This is a genomic window from Reyranella sp., from assembly GCF_965279465.1.
In the GTDB taxonomy this organism is placed as follows: Bacteria; Pseudomonadota; Alphaproteobacteria; order Reyranellales; family Reyranellaceae; genus Reyranella.
Map to the genome: position 1 here is coordinate 6,171,489 of NZ_OZ257242.1, position 15,658 is coordinate 6,187,146.

The following is a 15,658-nucleotide window of genomic DNA, read 5'->3' on the forward strand; positions in this document are numbered from 1 at the left end:
TCCTCATTCGAAACATTCATTTTCGTGATGTTCTCTACAGATTCTATCTTCCGGTCGACCCTCCTCGTACCGCGTAGATCCAATGCCCCTCGGAGTAGATCCCGCACAGAGCTTTGAAGTCCGCCAGGACGATCTGGCCAAAGTGCAATGGCGCGAGCCGCGCGGCGACGACGGCCTTGCCAAAGGCGAGGCCGATGTCGCCATCCGCCGCTTCGCCCTCACGGCGAACAACATCACCTACGCCCGTCTGGGCAGCCGCATCCCGGGGCTGGGCTTCGGCTACTGGGAGTTCTTCCCGGCCGGCAGCGGCTGGGGAAGCGTCCCGGTCTGGGGGCTCGCCGACGTGGTCGCCTCCCGTCACCCCAACCTGACGGAAGGCACGACGCTGTTCGGCTTCTTCCCCATGGCGACCCACCTGCGCATGACGGTGGGGGCCGTCAGCGGCGCGACGGTGCTGGAGGAGAGCCTTCATCGCCGGTCGCTTCCAGCGACCTACAACCAGTATCTCATCGCCAACCGCGGCCTCGCGCTCGGCCCGGAGGCGATGGATGCCTACATGGTCCTCCGGCCCAGCTTCAGCCTGTCCTTCTGCTGTGCCACGTACCTCTCGGAGCAACGCTGGTTCGGCTGCCGCCGGATCCTGATATCGAGTGCGTCGAGCAAGGCCGCCCTGGGTCTCGCGATGCTGCTGGCCGGCGAAGGGCTGGAGGTCGTCGGCCTGACATCCCGCCAACGCGTCGCGCAAGTCGCCGCCCGCGCGGTGCATGATCGCGTCCTGCCGTACGAGGAGATCACCGCGCTCGCCAGCGACGAGCCGACCGTCTTCGTCGACATCGCCAACGCGACCGACGTGACCCGCGCCGTCCACGACCACCTGGGATCGGGACTGCGAACCAGCATCGCCGCCGGCTTCACGCACGGGTCCGACGTCAGCGAAGCCCTCCCGGGCCCGCGTCGCGCGCTGTTCATGGCGCCGGCCCACATGCAACGCCTCCAGGACCTGTGGGGCAAGAACGGCTACTGGCAGCGCTTCACCGAGGCGTGGCAACACTTCCACGCGCTGATCGCGAAAGGCACGGCGTTCGTCCACACAAGCGGTCCCGCCGGCGTGGAGCGCGTCTATCGCGAGGTGCTGGAAGGAAGAGTGCCCAACGACACAGCCCACCTCCTCTCGATCCGATGATGTCGGCCAGCGATCCGCCTCCCGGCTTCGAGCCGATCTTCCGCACGAGCCCGTTCCTCGATCACCTCGGGCCGTTCTTCATGCGCAAGGAGCCCGATGGGACGTTCGTCGTCGGCTTGCGGGTCCGCCCTTGCCATGCCAACGGCCGCGGCAATGCTCATGGCGGACTGCTTATGACCTTGTGCGACATCGCGCTGGGCTATCGCACCTCCTCGAGCGTCGAGCCCCGCCCGTTCCTAACCACGGCGAATGTCACGACCGATTTCGTGGGGTCCGCGACGGTGGGCGACTGGATCGAGGCCCATGTCGACGTGCAGAAGGTCGGTCGGTCTCTGGCTTTCGCGAACTGCTACGTCGTCTGCGACGGCCGCCGGATCGTCCGCGCCAGCGGCATCTTCTCTGTCAAGAGCCCTCCGTCTCCGACGTCGTAGCGACCCGCGACGCCGCCGCAAATTCTAGTGCAGCAGCTGGAACCAGATGAGGCAGGCCGCGCCGATCAAGGTCAGCGCCATGCCCATCTGCTTAAGGAGGCGCACGGCTTCCATCGTCAGCGACAGCTCGTGATGCCGGCTCGCCCGCTCCTCGGCCGACAGGCGCTCGCGGGCCTGGTGCTGCTTGGCCATCAGGTCGGCGCTCCAGCCGCTGCCCACGGCCGCATCCTTCTCGAGGTCGATGCGCACGCTGATGAACCACAGCAACAGGCCGATCAACGCGATCGCCGCGAAACCGGCGCTGGAGACCAGCCAGAACACGACCAGGCCGGCGATCAGCCATCCGCAGGCAGCGACCGCGAGGGAGATCGTCCTGCCGGGCATGGCCGCTACTTCGGCCCCAACATCCCCGCCGCCTCGAGTGCGGCGATGCCTGCCTCGTCGTAGCCGATCTCCGCCAGCACCTCGGCATTGTGCTGGCCGATCCCGGGCGGGTCGCTGACCAGCGGTGGGCGCCAGCCGAACATCTGGAACGGCAGCAGCGGGAGGCGCGTCTTCACCCCACCGGGCAAGGTCGTGGCCGCGAGCGAGCCGTTGGCCAGCAGGTGCGGATGGTCGAACAGGTCCTGCGGCCGCGCGACGGGCGCGAAGGAGATATCGGCGGCGAGGCAGATCTCCTCGAGCGCATCCTTGGTGTAGCCCTTGAAGATCTCGGCCACTTTCGGGACCAGCCAGGGCCGCGCCTCGATGCGGAGGTTGTTGGTGGCGAGCTTCGGATCGGCCGCGAGCGCGTCCTGCCTGAAGAACTCGCAGAAGCGCTTCCACTGGCCGTCCGACGTGATGCCGATGAAGATCTGGAGATCGTCGGCGGTGTTGAAGATCTCGTAGATCGCCCACGAGCTGACCCGCTCGGGCATCGGCGGCGGCGGTGCGCCGTTCATTGCCGTGATCGCCAGATGCTGGCCCATCAGGAACACGACAGATTCGAACAGTGCCGATTCGACCAGCCCACCCTTGCCGGTGCGGTCGCGCTGCTTAAGCGCCAGCACGGTGCCGAAGGCACCGAACATGCCGCCCACGATGTCGACCACCGACGTGCCGGCGCGCAACGGCCGGCCGCTCGGGCCGGTCATGTAGGCCAGCCCGCCCATCATCTGCACGACCTCGTCGAGCGCCGGCCGCTTCTCGTACGGCCCGGGCAGGAATCCCTTCAGCGCGCAATAGACCAGCCGCGGATTGATCTTCTCCAAATGTTCCGGCCCTAGCCCGCGCTTGGCCATCGAGCCCGGTGCGAAGTTCTCGATCATCACGTCGGCCGACTGCAGCAGCTTGACCAGCACCTTGCGGCCTTCGACTGAATCGGCATCGAGCGCGAGGCTCTTCTTGTTGCGATTGAAGTAGCCGAAGAAACCGGCGCCGAAGCCGCGCAGTTTGCGGGTGCGGTCGCCATCGACCGGCTCGACCTTGATCACCTCGGCACCGAGATCAGCCAGGATCATCCCGCACGACGGCCCGAGGATCGTGTGCGTAAGCTCGACGACGCGGACGCCTTGGAGGGGAGGAGTGATGCTCATGCCAACTCAATGGCACGAGACGCAGCTACGCGGCCACAGCATTCCTCCCTGCGCGGAGCGCGGGGAGGTGGCGCGGTAATCCGCGACGGAGGGGTCGTGGGCCACAACGTCGGTGCAGCCCATGACCCCTCCGTCAGCGTAAGACGCTGACACCTCCCCGCGCTGCGCGCAGAGAGGAATCACGAGAACCAGCTATCGATGTCCTTGGTGAACGGCAGGCCGGCGGTCTCGCCCATCACCTGGTGGGCCATGCCCGCTCCGACCAGGAAAGCCTCCTGGTGCGGGACGGCGTTCGCCTTCAGCATCGTGCGGATCGCCGCGCCGTCGTGGCCCCAGCCGATCGCCTCAACCTTGCCGTCGAAGGCGCGGTTGACGAGCGGCAGGAAGTCCGCCCGCTCGGCGTCGGTCAGGCCGGGCACGGCGTCGATGTCGCCGAGCAGGAACAGCCGGCCGCCGAACCGGGCGACCAGGGCGGCGATCGAATTGCGCGGCTCGACGATGATTTCGCCCTTCGGACCGCGCCGCACCCGCGCCGCCAGCGACAGCGGCATCACGGCGGCGCCGAGATTGGCGCCGGTATTCATCAGGGTGGCGGTCAGTTCCTTGTAGGTGATGCCCAGCCGTTCGGCGCGCCGGATGCGCATTTTCGCGACCTCCGGGCTCGGCGTCTTCCACGCCTTGGCGGCGGCGCGGCGCCATACCCACGCGCCCCACGACATGTCGAAGGTCGGTCCGTTATTGTGCCCGATACCGGGACGGCGCAGCAGGCTCTCGACATTGCGATGCCTGACGCTTAGACGGTCGAAACGATCACCCATGGCTGTATTGTAGAGCAAAGCCGGGGCCAAAATCGAGGAGTGCGCGCGTGGACGATTTCCAGGTCGATGTCTTGGTGGTGGGCGCGGGAAATGCCGCAGCCTGTGCGGCGCTGGCGGCCAAGGAGCAAGGCGCCACGGTCGCCATGCTGGAAGCCGCTCCCGAGGAGGAGCGCGGCGGCAACAGCACCTACACGGCAGGCGCCATGCGCGTGGTCTTCCACGATGCCGACGATCTCGAGCAGCTCTACGACCTCACGCCCGAGGAAAAGCGCGACGTCGATTTCGGCTCCTACTCCGCCGATCAGTATCTCGACGACATGGGCCGGGTGACCAACTACCGCTGCGACCCCGAGTTGACCGAGATCCTGATCAACCGCAGCTTCGAGACCCTGAAATGGATGCGTTCCAAGGGCGTGCGTTTCCAGCCGAGCTACGGCCGGCAGGCCTTCAAGGTCAACGGCAAGTACAAATTCTGGGGCGGCCTCGCGGTCGAGGCCTGGGGCGGCGGCCCGGGCCTGGTCGATCTCGAGCACAAGGCGGCGGCCAAGGCCGGCATCCCGATCCATTACGAGACGCCGGCCGTGTCGCTGATCGAAGAGGACGGCGTGGTGCGCGGCGTCATCGCCCGCCACAAGGGGCGCAAGGTCCGGATCGGCGCCAAGGCGGTCGTGCTGGCCTGCGGCGGCTTCGAGAGCAACGCCGAGATGCGCACGCGCTATCTCGGGCCCACCTGGGACCTCGCCAAGGTGCGCGGCACGCGCTTCAACACCGGCGCCGGCATCAACATGGCGCTGGCGATCGGCGCCAAGCCGCACGGCAACTGGTCGGGCGGCCATGCCGTCGGCTGGGACATGAACGCGCCGGAGTTCGGCGACCTCGAGGTCGGCGACAATTTCCAGAAGCACTCCTACCCGCTCGGCATCATGGTCAACGCCAACGGCGTGCGCTTCGTCGACGAGGGCGCGGATTTCCGCAACTACACCTATGCCAAGTACGGCGCGGTGATCCTGGCGCAGCCGCAGCAGTTCGCGTGGCAGATCTTCGACGCGAAGGTGCTCGACCGGCTGCGCGACGAATACCGCATCAAGCGCATGACCAAGGTCCGCGCCGATACGATCGAGGAGCTGGCGACCAAGCTCGAGGGCGTAAACCAGGAGCAATTCCTCAAGACCATCAAGGAATGGAATGCCGCCGTGATGACCGATGTGCCGTTCAACCCGGCGATCAAGGACGGCCGAGGTGTGCGCGGGCTGGCCGTCCCGAAGAGCAACTGGGCCAACACGATCGACCAGGCTCCGTTCGAGGCCTACGCCGTGACCTGCGGCCTCACCTTCACCTTCGGTGGGCTCAAGATCACGACCGAGGGCGAGGTCGAGAGCACCGACGGGCACATCATCCCCGGCCTGTTCGCTGCGGGCGAGCTGGTCGGCGGGCTGTTCTACCACAACTATCCCGGCGGCACCGGGCTGGTGTCCGGCGCGGTGCTGGGCAAGATGGCGGGCGATGGCGCCGGCAAGTACGTTTTGGGGAAGAACTAACACGCAGTGTCATCCCGAGCGCGAGCGAGGGATCGTTACGGCAACAGGAAGAGATCCCTTGGCTTCGCCGCGGGATGACAAAGGAGGCCATATGACGTCCATCACCCGCCGCCATGCCCTCGCCCTCGGCTCGGGCGCCGTCCTCCTGCCCTCGCTGGCACGCGCGCAGGCGGCCTGGCCGGCCGGTCCGGTGACCTTCGTCGTCGGCTATGCCGCGGGCGGCAGCACGGATATCAATGCCCGCGAGCTTGCCAACGTGATGACGCCGGTCATCGGCCAGCAGATCATCATCGACAATAAGGGCGGCGCGGCCGGGTCGATCGGCCTGCGCAACGTGGCGGCTGCCAAGCCGGACGGCCAAACGCTGTTCGTTGCCGTCGGCACAAACGTGATCATCAACCCGCACGTCCAGAAGGGCATGATCAACACCATCACCAGCCTGGCGCCGATCTGCCAGATCACCGACTACCAGTACGTGCTGGTGGTCGGCACCAAGGTGCCGGCCAACAATGCGGCCGAGCTGGTGACGATGGCCAAGAAGGCCCCCGACACGCTCACCTTCTCGTCATCGGGCGTAGGCGGCAACAATCACCTCGCCGGCGCTCTCTTCGCGCGGGCGGCCGGGATCAAGATCACGCACGTGCCCTACAAGGGGACGGGGCCGGCGGTGGCCGACGTGATCAGCGGCCAGATCACGATGAACTTCTCTTCGCTGCCGCCCGCGGTGTCGCAGATCAAGGGCGGCAACCTCAAGGCGCTGGCCGTGACCGGCAACAAGCGCGTGAAGTCGCTGCCCGACGTGCCGACGCTCAAGGAGCAAGGCATCGACGTCGTCGTGACGAGCTGGCAGGGCCTGTTCGCACCGGCCAAGACGCCCGACGCCATCCTCGACAAAATCGAGAAGGCCACCAAGGAGGCGATGAAGAATCCGAAATGGGAGGAGGCCCTGGCCCGCGATGGCCTCGAGCAGCCGCCCGAGCGCACCCGCGCGGAGTTCACCAAGTTCGTCGCCGACGAGCATGACTTCTGGGGCAAGACGCTGAAGGAGCTCAAGATCGAGATGGAGTGATCGGTCCTGCTGGGAGCGCGGCTCTCCAGAGCCGCTCTTCTTCAGATTGCCACATCCCATGAGCGGCTCTGGAGAGCCGCGCTCCCAGCGATGATCTCCGTGCGCGTCAGTCCCTCTTCGGAATCACGCAGAAGCCCTGCGCCTCCACGCCCAGGGTCGGATTGAACTTGCTACGGAAGTTCTCGAACGCGATGGCGGCCGTCAGCTCGACGATCTGCGGTTCGGTGAAATGCTCCTTCACCTTCGCAAACAACACATCGTCGACCTGCCGGTCGGTATAGGTCACCGCCTCGGCATATTCGAGCGCGACCCGCTCGCTCGCGCTGAACAGCTTGCTGTCGCGCCACGTCGGAACTTCCGCGACCTTGTCGAGCCCGCCTTGGGTTTCCGCCACACGGACGGAATTGATATCAATTCAAAACGGGCAGCCGTTGATCGAGGCAACCCTGAGATAAATCAGCGGCAGCAACGCCTTGGGCAGCTGCCCCGACTGCTCGATTGCCTGCCCCATCAGCCCCACCGCACGCAGGATCGGCGGGCAATGCGCCATCACGCGGGTCGTGTTCAGGATGTCGCCAAACAGCTCGCGCTGCTTGTCGAAGATCGGTTTCAGCGTCGGATCGCCGCCGTCGTCCGTGATCTCGCCGATGCGGGCCATGTCTCTTCCTTTCATTCGCCGAAAGCATCATGGCCCTGATAGATCGCTCCCGCTCCAGAGCATTTCTCATGCCACCCCGCGGCCGTGGGCCTGCCGCTTCGGCCAATCGCGGACCGCGGGCCCGTCCAGCCAGGCACGCGCGGCGACCGGATCGCTGAAGAATCGGATGGGACGATCGGGAACGGCCAGGATGCCCAGCATGCGGGCGAACTGCTCGTGCTTGGCACGCGGCATGACGATCGCCAACGGGCCGGGATTTCCGCCCTGCTGCATGCCGCGCATCCGCACCGCCAACGCCATGATGTCCTCGCTGTTCATCAACGGCTCGCCCTGGCTGCCGTCGAAGAGCCGGCGATAGCTGTCAGCCCGCGCACCGACCATGGCATCGAGGTAGGCATCCGCCTCCTCCCTTGTCACGCCGCCTTCGGCTACCGCTGTCATCAGACGCTCTCGCGAATCGATCACCCAATACAAAGGCATCTGAAGTCAGTCCCTGCCAACGCACGCCACCAGAAAGCGAGCTTACCAACAGGCAGTGACGGCCCCAAACGCTCCCTTGGTCGACTAGAATCCCAGCGCCTTGGCCTGCACCACGCCTTCGACCGCGGCGATCCGGGCGGTGAGCGACGTCGACAACGGCTGGTCGACCTGCACCAGCGCGATCGCCGAACCGCCCGGCTTGTCGCGGCCGAGATGGAAGGTCGCGATGTTGACCGCGTTCTCGCCGAGCAGGGTGCCGAGGCGGCCGATGAAGCCCGGCTTGTCGTCGTTGGTGATGTAAAGCATGTGCGGCGCGAACTCGGCCTCGATCTCGATGCCCTTGATCTCGACGATGCGCGGGTGCTTGCCGCCGAACAGCGTGCCGGTGACCGAGCGCGTGTGCTTCTCGCTGGTGACGGTGAGCCGGATCATCGAGTTGTAGTCGCTGTCGCGCTCGTGCTTGACCTCGGCGACCTCGATGCCACGCTCGCGGGCGATCACCGGTGCGTTCACCATGTTCACCGAATCGAGCTGCGGACGCAGCACGCCCATCAGCGCCACCTGGCTCAGCGGCTTGACGTTCAGCGCCGCGACCTGGCCTTCGTACTCGATCGACACCGCCTTGATGTCGCTGTCGGTGAGCTGGCCGGCGAACGAGCCGAGCTTCTGGGCGAGGTCGAGATAGGGCGCGAGCTTGGGCGCGTCCTCGGCCGAGACGTTGGGCATGTTGAGCGAGTTCGCGACCGCGCCGGTCAGCAGGTAATCCGACATCTGCTCGGCGACCTGCAGCGCCACGTTCTCCTGCGCCTCGACTGTCGAAGCACCGAGGTGCGGCGTGCAGACGAGATTGGGTGCGCCGAACAGCACGTTGGTCTTGGCCGGCTCCTCGACGAACACGTCGAAGCCCGCGCCGGCGATGTGACCGGAGACCAGCAGGTCGCGCACCGCCAGCTCGTCGACCAGGCCACCGCGCGCGCAGTTGATGATGCGCACGCCCTTCTTGGTCTTCATCAGGTTGGCGCGCGACAGGATGTTCTTCGTCTGCTCGGTGAGCGGGGTGTGCACGGTGATGAAATCGGCGCGCGGCAGGAGCTGCTCGAGCGTCACCTTCTCGACGCCCAGCTCGGTCGCGCGCTCCTCGCTGAGGAACGGATCGTAGGCGATTACGCGCATCTTCAGCCCGATCGCGCGCTCGGCGACGATCGAGCCGATGTTGCCGCAGCCGATCAGGCCCAGCGTCTTGAAGCTGAGCTCGATGCCGAGGAAGCGGTTCTTCTCCCACTTGCCGGCCTGCGTGCTGGCGTCGGCCGCGGGCACCTGGCGGGCGACGGCGAACATCAGGGCGATGGCGTGCTCCGCGGTGGTGATGGCATTGCCGAACGGCGTGTTCATCACCACGACGCCGTGCGCGGTGGCCGACTTGATGTCGACATTGTCGACGCCGATGCCGGCGCGGCCCACGACCTTGAGGTTTTTCGCCTCGGCGAGAAGCTCGGCCGTCACCTTGGTCGCCGAACGAATCGCCAGCCCCTCATAGTTGCCGATGATCGCGCGCAGCTCGGCCGGCTTGAGCCCGGGCTTGAAATCGACGTCGCAACCGCGCTCGGAAAAGATCTGAACCGCACGCGGCGACAGCTCGTCGGAAATGAGAACCTTTGGCTTCGCCATGAGACAGTACTCCTCTTCGCTGGGAGCGCGGCTCTCCAGAGCCGCTCCGGAATGGGGCAATCCGAAGAAGAGCGGCTCTGGAGAGCCGCGCTCCCAGCCTTGAAAACTCAGTTACGAAAATTCGCGCTCGATCTCGCCATAGGCCCAGTCGAGCCACGGCAGCAGCGCTTCGAGGTCGACCTTCTCGACCGTGGCGCCGCACCATATGCGCAGGCCCGGCGGAGCGTCGCGATAGGAGCCGACGTCGTAGCCGGCCTTCTCGCTCTCCAGCAGGTCGGCCATCTTCTTGGCCGCCGCGGCCTGCCTGTCGGCCGCCAGTGCCGTGAACCACGGCGCAACGATGTTCAGGCACACCGAGGTGTTCGAGCGGATGTCCGCGTCGTCGGCGAGGAAGGCGATCCAGTCGCGCGCGGCCACGAACGCCTCGAGCACGCCGAGGTTGGCCGTCGAGCGCGCCACGAGGCCCTTCAGCCCGCCGACGCTCTCGCCCCACTTCAGCCCGTCGATCGCATCCTCGACGCAGAGCAGCGACGGCGTGTTGATCGTGTCGCCCTTGAAGATCGCCTCGGAGAACTTGCCACTGGAAGTCATGCGGAAGATCTTCGGCATCGGCCATGGCGGCGACCAGCTTTCGAGCCGCTGGATCGCGCGCGGGCTCAGCACCAGCATGCCGTGTGCGCCCTCCCCGCCCATCACCTTCTGCCACGACCAGGTGACGACATCGAGCTTGTGCCACGGCAGCTCCATCGCGAACACTGCCGAGGTGGCGTCGCAGATCGCGAGCCCTTCGCGCGTGTCGGAGATCCAGTCGCCGTTCGGCACCTTCACGCCCGAGGTCGTGCCGTTCCAGGTGAAGACGACATCGTGCGTCCAGTCGACCGCTTTCAGGTCGGCGATCTTGCCGTAGCCGGCCTTGAGCGTGCGCGCGTCCTTGAGCTTGAGCTGCTTGGCCACATCGGTGACCCAGCCTTCGCCGAAGCTTTCCCAGGTCAGCATGTCGACCGGCCGGGCGCCGAGCAGCGACCATAGCGCCATCTCGACCGCGCCGGTATCCGACGCCGGCACAATGCCGAGGCGATAGTCGGCCGGGATGCCGAGCATCGCGCGCGTGCGATCGACCGCCTCGACGATCTTCTTCTTGCCGAGCTTGGATCGATGGGACCGCCCGACGGCGGCATCTTTGAGGGCTTCCGGTGTCCAACCCGGGCGCTTCGCGCAAGGTCCCGATGAAAAATCGGGACGCGCCGGACGTGCGTTCGGCTTCATCATTCCTCTCTCCCTTACAGAAGAGCTGCACTCCGGTGGGGGAGCGTGGCCCGGGCCGGTAGTACGCCAATGACTTCGACTTTGCAAAGCCAAAGATGTCCGCTCACGGCGTATGATTGCGACCATACCGACCAGAGAGCGTCACATGAAACCGGACCTGCATATCATCGAGAGCAATGGCATCCGCCTCCGAGTGGCGCTGGCGGGCGACGGTCCGCTCGTCGTCCTGATCCACGGCTTTCCCGAGAGTTGGTACTCGTGGCGCCATCAAATTCCGGCACTGGTGAACGCAGGCTACCGCGTCGCCGCACCGGACGTGCGCGGCTATGGCGGCAGCGATAAGCCTCACGCCATCGCGGCGTATGCGATCAAGGACATGAGCGCCGATATCGGCGGGCTGATCGAAGCGCTGGGAGCGGAACAGGCCGTCGTCGTTGGCCACGACTGGGGCGCGCCGATCGCCTACGGCACGGCCTTGTTCCATCCGGAACGCGTGCGTGCCGTTGCCGGTCTCAGCGTGCCGCACCTCGGCCGCGGGCCAGTGCCGATCGTGGAACTGCTCCGCAAGATGTTCAAGGACCGCTTCTTCTATCAGCTGTATTTCCAGGAGCCCGGCGTGGCCGAGGCTGAGCTCGAAGCCGACGTGCGGCGAAGCCTGCGCAAGATCTACACGTCGATTCGGGTCGAGAATCCGACGGGGCCAGGGTTCCTCGACCGCCTGGCTGACCCGGAACGGCTTCCGTTCTGGCTGACCGCAGCCGATCTCGATTACTTTGCCGGTCAATTTCAGGACAGCGGGTTCAGAGGCCCGCTCAATCGCTATCGCAACTCCGAACGCGATTTCGCACAGCTCGCGGCCGTCGACGGCAAGCTGATCGAGCAGCCGACTGCCTTCCTGGCGGGCAGCCTCGATCACGTCCTGCGCATGATCCCAGGGGTCGACATGATCGAATTGATGCGCAAGCAGGTTGCCGACTTGCGCCACGTCCAGCTGATCGAAGGTGCTGGCCATTGGCTGCAGCAGGAGCGACCGGTTGACGTCAATGCGGCGCTGCTCTCATTTCTGAATGGTCTGGCGGGCGACGGCCATCAGCGCGCGCGCTTGGGTCGCAGCTCGTAGTAGGTGCCGACCGTAGGCACATCGAGGACCGGTGTTGCGTCGTAGGTGTCGTGCAGCATCGCGTGTATCGCCGGGGCGCGGTTGGCGGCGGAGAGGCCGGAAAGCTGCGCCGCGAGTTCCGCCACGCTCCACGTCCAGACATCGGAGATCACGACGCGATAGCCGCGCGCGAAGGCGGCGTCGAGGTCGCGGCGGATCGACTCGGCATGCTGCTCCGGCGTCCAGCCGGCGTGGCGAATCGCGCCGGCATCGACTGCGATCCACTTGAACTTCGCCTCGCCGGGCGTGCCGTCCCAGTCCCAGGTGCGGCTCCACATCGCGTACTGCCACATGGTGATCGGCTCGAAGCCCCAATAGACGAACACCGTCGAGTCCGGAGGGAAGCGCTGCTCGATGGTTGCAAGCGCCGCCGTCGCCTCGGCGTCGCCGCCGCGCCAGCGCGAGAAAAAGGCGACGTTGAGCAGCAGCGGCGCCAGCGACAGGACGGCCAGCACGCCGAACACAGCCGGCCGCCGCGCTGCCGTCGCCGCCAGCAGCAGCGCCCAGGCCACGGTCAGCCAGGCCATCACATTGACCTGCATCTGCGGGTCGTGCGGCTGGGAATACAGGTTCATCACCTGCCCGGCGCCGAGCGTTCCGAGGAACACGGCGGCGATGGCACGCAGCCGCGCCTCGCCGCGGCGCGGCCACACCGCTACGACGCAGGCCGCGAAGATGGCGACCTGCAGCACGACGGAGAGAGCCAGCGGCAGCGCGGCCTGCCGCGACGTCACCGGATCGTTGTGCGCGCCGAAGGTCAGGAGATAGCCGCCGATCCCCGACAGCATCGTCCATAACTTGCCCCAGGTGAGACCGGCCCAGCCGCTGTCCACGCCCTTGCCCGTCCAGAGCAGGTTGTGGACGCCTGCCGAGCCGTTGTGTCCGTGCCAGAGGAGCTGCGTGGCGATGACGACGGCGAGGATCGACGCGAGCAGCAGCACCATCATCGCCGCCCGGCGCAGCACCGGCGCCGGTGCGATCGCGAGTGCGAGCAGCAGCGCGGGCAAGGTCGGGAAGATCAGCCGCCATTCGACCAACCAGCCGAGCGTGAAAATCACGCCGACTCCCACCACGCGCGCCACGGTCGGCCGGGCGAACCACAGGCCGGCCAACAGCATCGAGGCCAGCACCAGCGTGTAGCCCGGCATGATGTCTTCGTTGATCACCGCCAGCAGCAGGACGAAGCCACAGCCGAGGTGGAACAGTGCCGCCGGAGCCGCGATCTTGGCTTCGCCGGTCAGGCGATGGACGAAGCCGTAAACGGCGGCAACGCCGAGGCTCGCCCAGAATGCATTGAGATAGGCGAACTGCTTCCACGCCACGCCGCGCAGTATGCCCAGCGCATCGAGCAGCCAGGCCGAGGCGCCGTACAATGGGAAGTAGAGATAGTTCGATTGATCGAGCCGGGCGTGGGCGAAGTCGGCGATCCAGGGCTCCGCCTGGATGCTCTTGTACATGCCGTTGGCCGTGATCATGTGGACGTTCTGCAGCCAGCCGATCAGCCCGGCCAGGAACAGCAACGACAGCACGAACGCCAGCGCCATCTGCCAGCCCAGGGCCGGTACGCGTATTGCCGTCATTGATCCGTTACGCTGCTGGCTTTCCTCCCTGCGCGTAGCGCGGGGAGGTGGCGCGGTAATCCGCGACGGAGGGGTCGTGAGCCACAACATCGGCGCGGCCCCTGATCAATTCATTCTCTTCCGCACCGATACTGCGGCCCATGACCCCTCCGTCGGCGTAAGACGCCGACACCTCCCCGCGCTGCGCGCAGGGAGGAATTCGAATTGCCGATATCATGCTGTCGTCAGTAGACGCGCCGCCTACATCTTGCGGCCGAGCAGCACCACCGCGCCTTCCGGTCCGTAGCTCTCGTAGTGCAGGCAGCCGCGCGGCATGGTGAAGATCTCGCCGGGCTTGAAGGTCTGGCTCTGGCCGTCGCGGTTGAGCGTCAGGGCGCCGTTCAGCACCATCGCCCGTACGTCGAACGGATGGCTGTGCTCGGGGTTGGTCTTGGCGCCGGGCGTCGTGTTGGTCATGACGTCGTAGCCGTCGCGCTTGAGCTCGGTTTCGAAGGCTTGCTGGTCCATCTTCGTCTCCTATGCGGGCTTGCGCGCCGCCACGACATATTGCGCGCCGAGCGGCAGCCACGCCAGTGCCCGGTCGACGAAGCGAAGCCAGGCGATGCCGGGCGGCGTAAACATCAGATAGTCGGTCTCGAGCTCGTAGCGGCCCGATCCGAGCAGGCCGTCCTGCACCTCCCGGGCATCGAGCAGGATGGCGTTCTCGTCGATCGGCGTGCGGGCGATGACGTGGCGCACCAGCCGGTTGCGCGGATTATGCTCGAAAACATAGAGCCGGCCGCCCGGCTTCAATACGCGGCCGAGCTCGGCATAGACCGCCGGCCGCTCGGCCACCGGCACGTGGTGCAGCACCGCGCTGACCGTGGCGACGTCGAACCGGCCGTCGGCGAACGGTGTGCGCGCGCCGTCCTGGCGGGCGAGCGCCGGCGGCGGGCCGAGGTGCCGCGGCCAGCGTTTGCCGACTTCGGCCAGCATGCCGCCCGACACGTCGCAGCCGGTGAACGACCCGCGCGCACCGAGCTGCGTCAGCACGCGCATCAGGTCGCCCGCGCCGCAGCCGTAGTCGAGCAGCCGCACGCCGCTGCCCTTGGCATCCGTGGTGCGAAGAGCAGGCTCGTGGCGCAGCAGCCAGCGCGCCTTCACGGCGATGAACTCATCGGCCGAGTTGCCGAGCAGGCGCTTGATCGGATGGTCGAGCCCGCCGTCGTAGCCCGCGGCGTGGCGGTCGAACTCCGCGCCACTCACTTCCCACCTCCCAAGGGTCCCCCGCGCACGATGTCGCGGATCAGGAACAGCGGCCGGCCCTTGCTCTGGTCGTAGAGGCGGCCAAGATAGGCGCCGATCACGCCCAACATCAGGAACTGCACGCCGCCCAGCAGGCCGATCGCGGCCATCAGCGAGGCCCAGCCCGGCAAGGTCGAATGCATCAGCCAGCCGACGATCGAATAGACGAAGAAGCCGAAGCCGACCGCCGCCATGATCCAGCCGATCGTCATGGAGGCCATCAGCGGCACCACCGAGAAGGCCGTGATGGCGTCGGCGGCGAATCGGATCATCTTCGACAGCGGATACTTGCTCTCGCCCGCCGCGCGCGGCGCGCGGTCGTAGGCGATCGGCACCTGCCGCCCGCCGATCCAGGCGACCATGCCGCGGATGAAGCGGTGCCGTTCGGGCATCGCCAGCAGCATGTCGAGCACCCGCCGCGTCACCAGCCGGAAGTCGCCGGCATCGAGCGGGATATCGACATCGGTCATGCGGCCGATCAGGCGATAGAAGGCGGCGGCCGTCGCGCGCTTGAACAGGCTCTCGCCGGCGCGAGCGCGGCGCTGGCCGTAGACCACGTCGGCGCCGCCGTCGATCAGCGCCATCATGTCGGGCAGGAGCTCGGGCGGGTCCTGCAGGTCGGCATCGATGATCAGCACCCGCTCGCCGCGGCAGATCGACAGGCCGGCGGTGAGCGCGAGCTGATGGCCGTGGTTGCGCATCAGCCGGACTGCAACGATGCGCGGATCGTGCGCCGAGGCTTCCGTCATCACGCGCCAGGTGCCGTCGCGCGAGCCGTCGTCGACCACCACGATCTCGCTGCTGCCGGCGATGCCGTCGAGCACCTTGGCCACGCGCGCGAGGAATTCCGGCAGCGCGCCCTCCTCGTTGAAGCAGGGCGCCACCACGGAGAGGACGGGGCGGGCAGCGTCGGTCATCGCTGGGCAGCCTTATCACAATCGGATAAACCC

General features: G+C 66.7%; 17 protein-coding genes. 5 read left to right on the forward strand and 12 right to left on the reverse strand.

The features are described 5' to 3' along the window. Nucleotides 1-82: 82 nt before the first annotated feature. Nucleotides 83-1,183, forward strand: a complete 1,101-nt coding sequence (locus ACQY8M_RS30000; protein ID WP_428663770.1) for a DUF2855 family protein — start codon at nt 83-85, stop codon at nt 1,181-1,183. Next, nucleotides 1,183-1,614 (forward strand): PaaI family thioesterase, encoded by a 432-nt coding sequence (locus ACQY8M_RS30005; protein ID WP_428663773.1) that lies wholly within the window; start codon nt 1,183-1,185, stop codon nt 1,612-1,614. The genes ACQY8M_RS30000 and ACQY8M_RS30005 overlap by 1 nt, the downstream gene beginning before the upstream one ends. 24 nt (nt 1,615-1,638) lie before the next feature. Here ACQY8M_RS30005 and ACQY8M_RS30010 read toward each other — a convergent pair whose 3' ends face one another. The 3 genes from ACQY8M_RS30010 to ACQY8M_RS30020 form a co-directional block, all read right to left on the reverse strand. Next, nucleotides 1,639-1,998 carry a hypothetical protein gene (locus ACQY8M_RS30010; protein WP_428663776.1) on the reverse strand — a complete coding sequence of 120 codons (360 nt, stop codon included), beginning with the start codon at nt 1,996-1,998 and terminating at the stop codon, nt 1,639-1,641. 5 nt (nt 1,999-2,003) lie between these two features. Then, nucleotides 2,004-3,188, reverse strand: coding sequence for a CaiB/BaiF CoA transferase family protein (locus tag ACQY8M_RS30015; RefSeq protein WP_428663779.1), 1,185 nt, complete (start codon nt 3,186-3,188; stop codon nt 2,004-2,006). 179 nt (nt 3,189-3,367) lie between these two features. Beyond that, nucleotides 3,368-4,006 (reverse strand): hypothetical protein, encoded by a 639-nt coding sequence (locus ACQY8M_RS30020; RefSeq protein ID WP_428663782.1) that lies wholly within the window; start codon nt 4,004-4,006, stop codon nt 3,368-3,370. Between the two features lie 47 nt (nt 4,007-4,053). On the opposite strand from ACQY8M_RS30020, the gene tcuA reads away from it, so the two are divergent. After that, a complete protein-coding gene (gene tcuA / locus ACQY8M_RS30025; RefSeq protein WP_428663785.1) occupies nt 4,054-5,544 on the forward strand; it encodes an FAD-dependent tricarballylate dehydrogenase TcuA in 1,491 nt (496 codons plus the stop codon). Nucleotides 5,545-5,635: 91 nt separating this feature from the next. Then, nucleotides 5,636-6,613: a Bug family tripartite tricarboxylate transporter substrate binding protein gene (locus tag ACQY8M_RS30030; RefSeq protein WP_428663788.1), complete on the forward strand. Its 978-nt coding sequence runs from the start codon at nt 5,636-5,638 to the stop codon at nt 6,611-6,613. Nucleotides 6,614-6,719: 106 nt separating this feature from the next. Here ACQY8M_RS30030 and ACQY8M_RS30035 read toward each other — a convergent pair whose 3' ends face one another. From ACQY8M_RS30035 to ACQY8M_RS30055, 5 genes are all read right to left on the reverse strand, one after another. Then, a complete protein-coding gene (locus tag ACQY8M_RS30035) occupies nt 6,720-7,007 on the reverse strand; it encodes a carboxymuconolactone decarboxylase family protein (protein WP_428663791.1) in 288 nt (95 codons plus the stop codon). 21 nt (nt 7,008-7,028) lie between these two features. Further along, the gene (locus tag ACQY8M_RS30040; RefSeq protein ID WP_428663794.1) at nt 7,029-7,271 is read right to left on the reverse strand and encodes a hypothetical protein; all 243 of its coding nucleotides are present in this window, start codon (nt 7,269-7,271) and stop codon (nt 7,029-7,031) included. Nucleotides 7,272-7,337: 66 nt separating this feature from the next. Then, complete coding sequence (locus ACQY8M_RS30045) at nt 7,338-7,712, reverse strand: hypothetical protein (RefSeq protein ID WP_428663797.1); 375 nt, start codon at nt 7,710-7,712, stop codon at nt 7,338-7,340. Between the two features lie 123 nt (nt 7,713-7,835). Then, on the reverse strand, nt 7,836-9,419 hold the full coding sequence (gene serA, locus ACQY8M_RS30050) for a phosphoglycerate dehydrogenase (protein ID WP_428663800.1): 1,584 nt from the start codon (nt 9,417-9,419) through the stop codon (nt 7,836-7,838). A 111-nt stretch (nt 9,420-9,530) separates the two neighbouring features. Further along, entirely contained in the window at nt 9,531-10,688 is a 1,158-nt protein-coding gene (locus tag ACQY8M_RS30055) for a phosphoserine transaminase (protein ID WP_428663803.1), read from the reverse strand. A gap of 190 nt (nt 10,689-10,878) precedes the next feature. On the opposite strand from ACQY8M_RS30055, the gene ACQY8M_RS30060 reads away from it, so the two are divergent. Beyond that, on the forward strand, nt 10,879-11,805 hold the full coding sequence (locus ACQY8M_RS30060) for an alpha/beta fold hydrolase (RefSeq protein WP_428663806.1): 927 nt from the start codon (nt 10,879-10,881) through the stop codon (nt 11,803-11,805). On the opposite strand, the gene ACQY8M_RS30065 is transcribed toward ACQY8M_RS30060, so the two are convergent. From ACQY8M_RS30065 to ACQY8M_RS30080, 4 genes are all read right to left on the reverse strand, one after another. After that, nucleotides 11,775-13,424, reverse strand: a complete 1,650-nt coding sequence (locus tag ACQY8M_RS30065; protein ID WP_428663809.1) for a hypothetical protein — start codon at nt 13,422-13,424, stop codon at nt 11,775-11,777. The two genes, ACQY8M_RS30060 and ACQY8M_RS30065, sit on opposite strands and share 31 nt — an antisense overlap. A gap of 240 nt (nt 13,425-13,664) precedes the next feature. Next, entirely contained in the window at nt 13,665-13,931 is a 267-nt protein-coding gene (locus ACQY8M_RS30070) for a cupin domain-containing protein (RefSeq protein WP_428663812.1), read from the reverse strand. A gap of 9 nt (nt 13,932-13,940) precedes the next feature. After that, a complete protein-coding gene (locus ACQY8M_RS30075; protein WP_428663815.1) occupies nt 13,941-14,669 on the reverse strand; it encodes a class I SAM-dependent methyltransferase in 729 nt (242 codons plus the stop codon). Continuing rightward, on the reverse strand, nt 14,666-15,625 hold the full coding sequence (locus ACQY8M_RS30080; RefSeq protein ID WP_428663818.1) for a glycosyltransferase family 2 protein: 960 nt from the start codon (nt 15,623-15,625) through the stop codon (nt 14,666-14,668). The genes ACQY8M_RS30075 and ACQY8M_RS30080 overlap by 4 nt, the downstream gene beginning before the upstream one ends. Nucleotides 15,626-15,658 lie beyond the last annotated feature (33 nt).

What these genes read in the sequence shown, in the direction of transcription:
- ACQY8M_RS30000 (WP_428663770.1), top strand. Translation starts at nt 83, where the DNA reads ATGCCCCTCGGAGTAGATCCCGCACAGAGCTTTGAAGTCCGCCAGGAC.
- ACQY8M_RS30005 (WP_428663773.1), top strand. Translation starts at nt 1,183, where the DNA reads ATGTCGGCCAGCGATCCGCCTCCCGGCTTCGAGCCGATCTTCCGCACG.
- ACQY8M_RS30010 (WP_428663776.1), bottom strand. Translation starts at nt 1,998, where the DNA reads ATGCCCGGCAGGACGATCTCCCTCGCGGTCGCTGCCTGCGGATGGCTG.
- ACQY8M_RS30015 (WP_428663779.1), bottom strand. Translation starts at nt 3,188, where the DNA reads ATGAGCATCACTCCTCCCCTCCAAGGCGTCCGCGTCGTCGAGCTTACG.
- ACQY8M_RS30020 (WP_428663782.1), bottom strand. Translation starts at nt 4,006, where the DNA reads ATGGGTGATCGTTTCGACCGTCTAAGCGTCAGGCATCGCAATGTCGAG.
- ACQY8M_RS30030 (WP_428663788.1), top strand. Translation starts at nt 5,636, where the DNA reads ATGACGTCCATCACCCGCCGCCATGCCCTCGCCCTCGGCTCGGGCGCC.
- ACQY8M_RS30040 (WP_428663794.1), bottom strand. Translation starts at nt 7,271, where the DNA reads ATGGCCCGCATCGGCGAGATCACGGACGACGGCGGCGATCCGACGCTG.
- ACQY8M_RS30045 (WP_428663797.1), bottom strand. Translation starts at nt 7,712, where the DNA reads ATGACAGCGGTAGCCGAAGGCGGCGTGACAAGGGAGGAGGCGGATGCC.
- serA (WP_428663800.1), bottom strand. Translation starts at nt 9,419, where the DNA reads ATGGCGAAGCCAAAGGTTCTCATTTCCGACGAGCTGTCGCCGCGTGCG.
- ACQY8M_RS30055 (WP_428663803.1), bottom strand. Translation starts at nt 10,688, where the DNA reads ATGATGAAGCCGAACGCACGTCCGGCGCGTCCCGATTTTTCATCGGGA.
- ACQY8M_RS30065 (WP_428663809.1), bottom strand. Translation starts at nt 13,424, where the DNA reads ATGACGGCAATACGCGTACCGGCCCTGGGCTGGCAGATGGCGCTGGCG.
- ACQY8M_RS30070 (WP_428663812.1), bottom strand. Translation starts at nt 13,931, where the DNA reads ATGGACCAGCAAGCCTTCGAAACCGAGCTCAAGCGCGACGGCTACGAC.
- ACQY8M_RS30080 (WP_428663818.1), bottom strand. Translation starts at nt 15,625, where the DNA reads ATGACCGACGCTGCCCGCCCCGTCCTCTCCGTGGTGGCGCCCTGCTTC.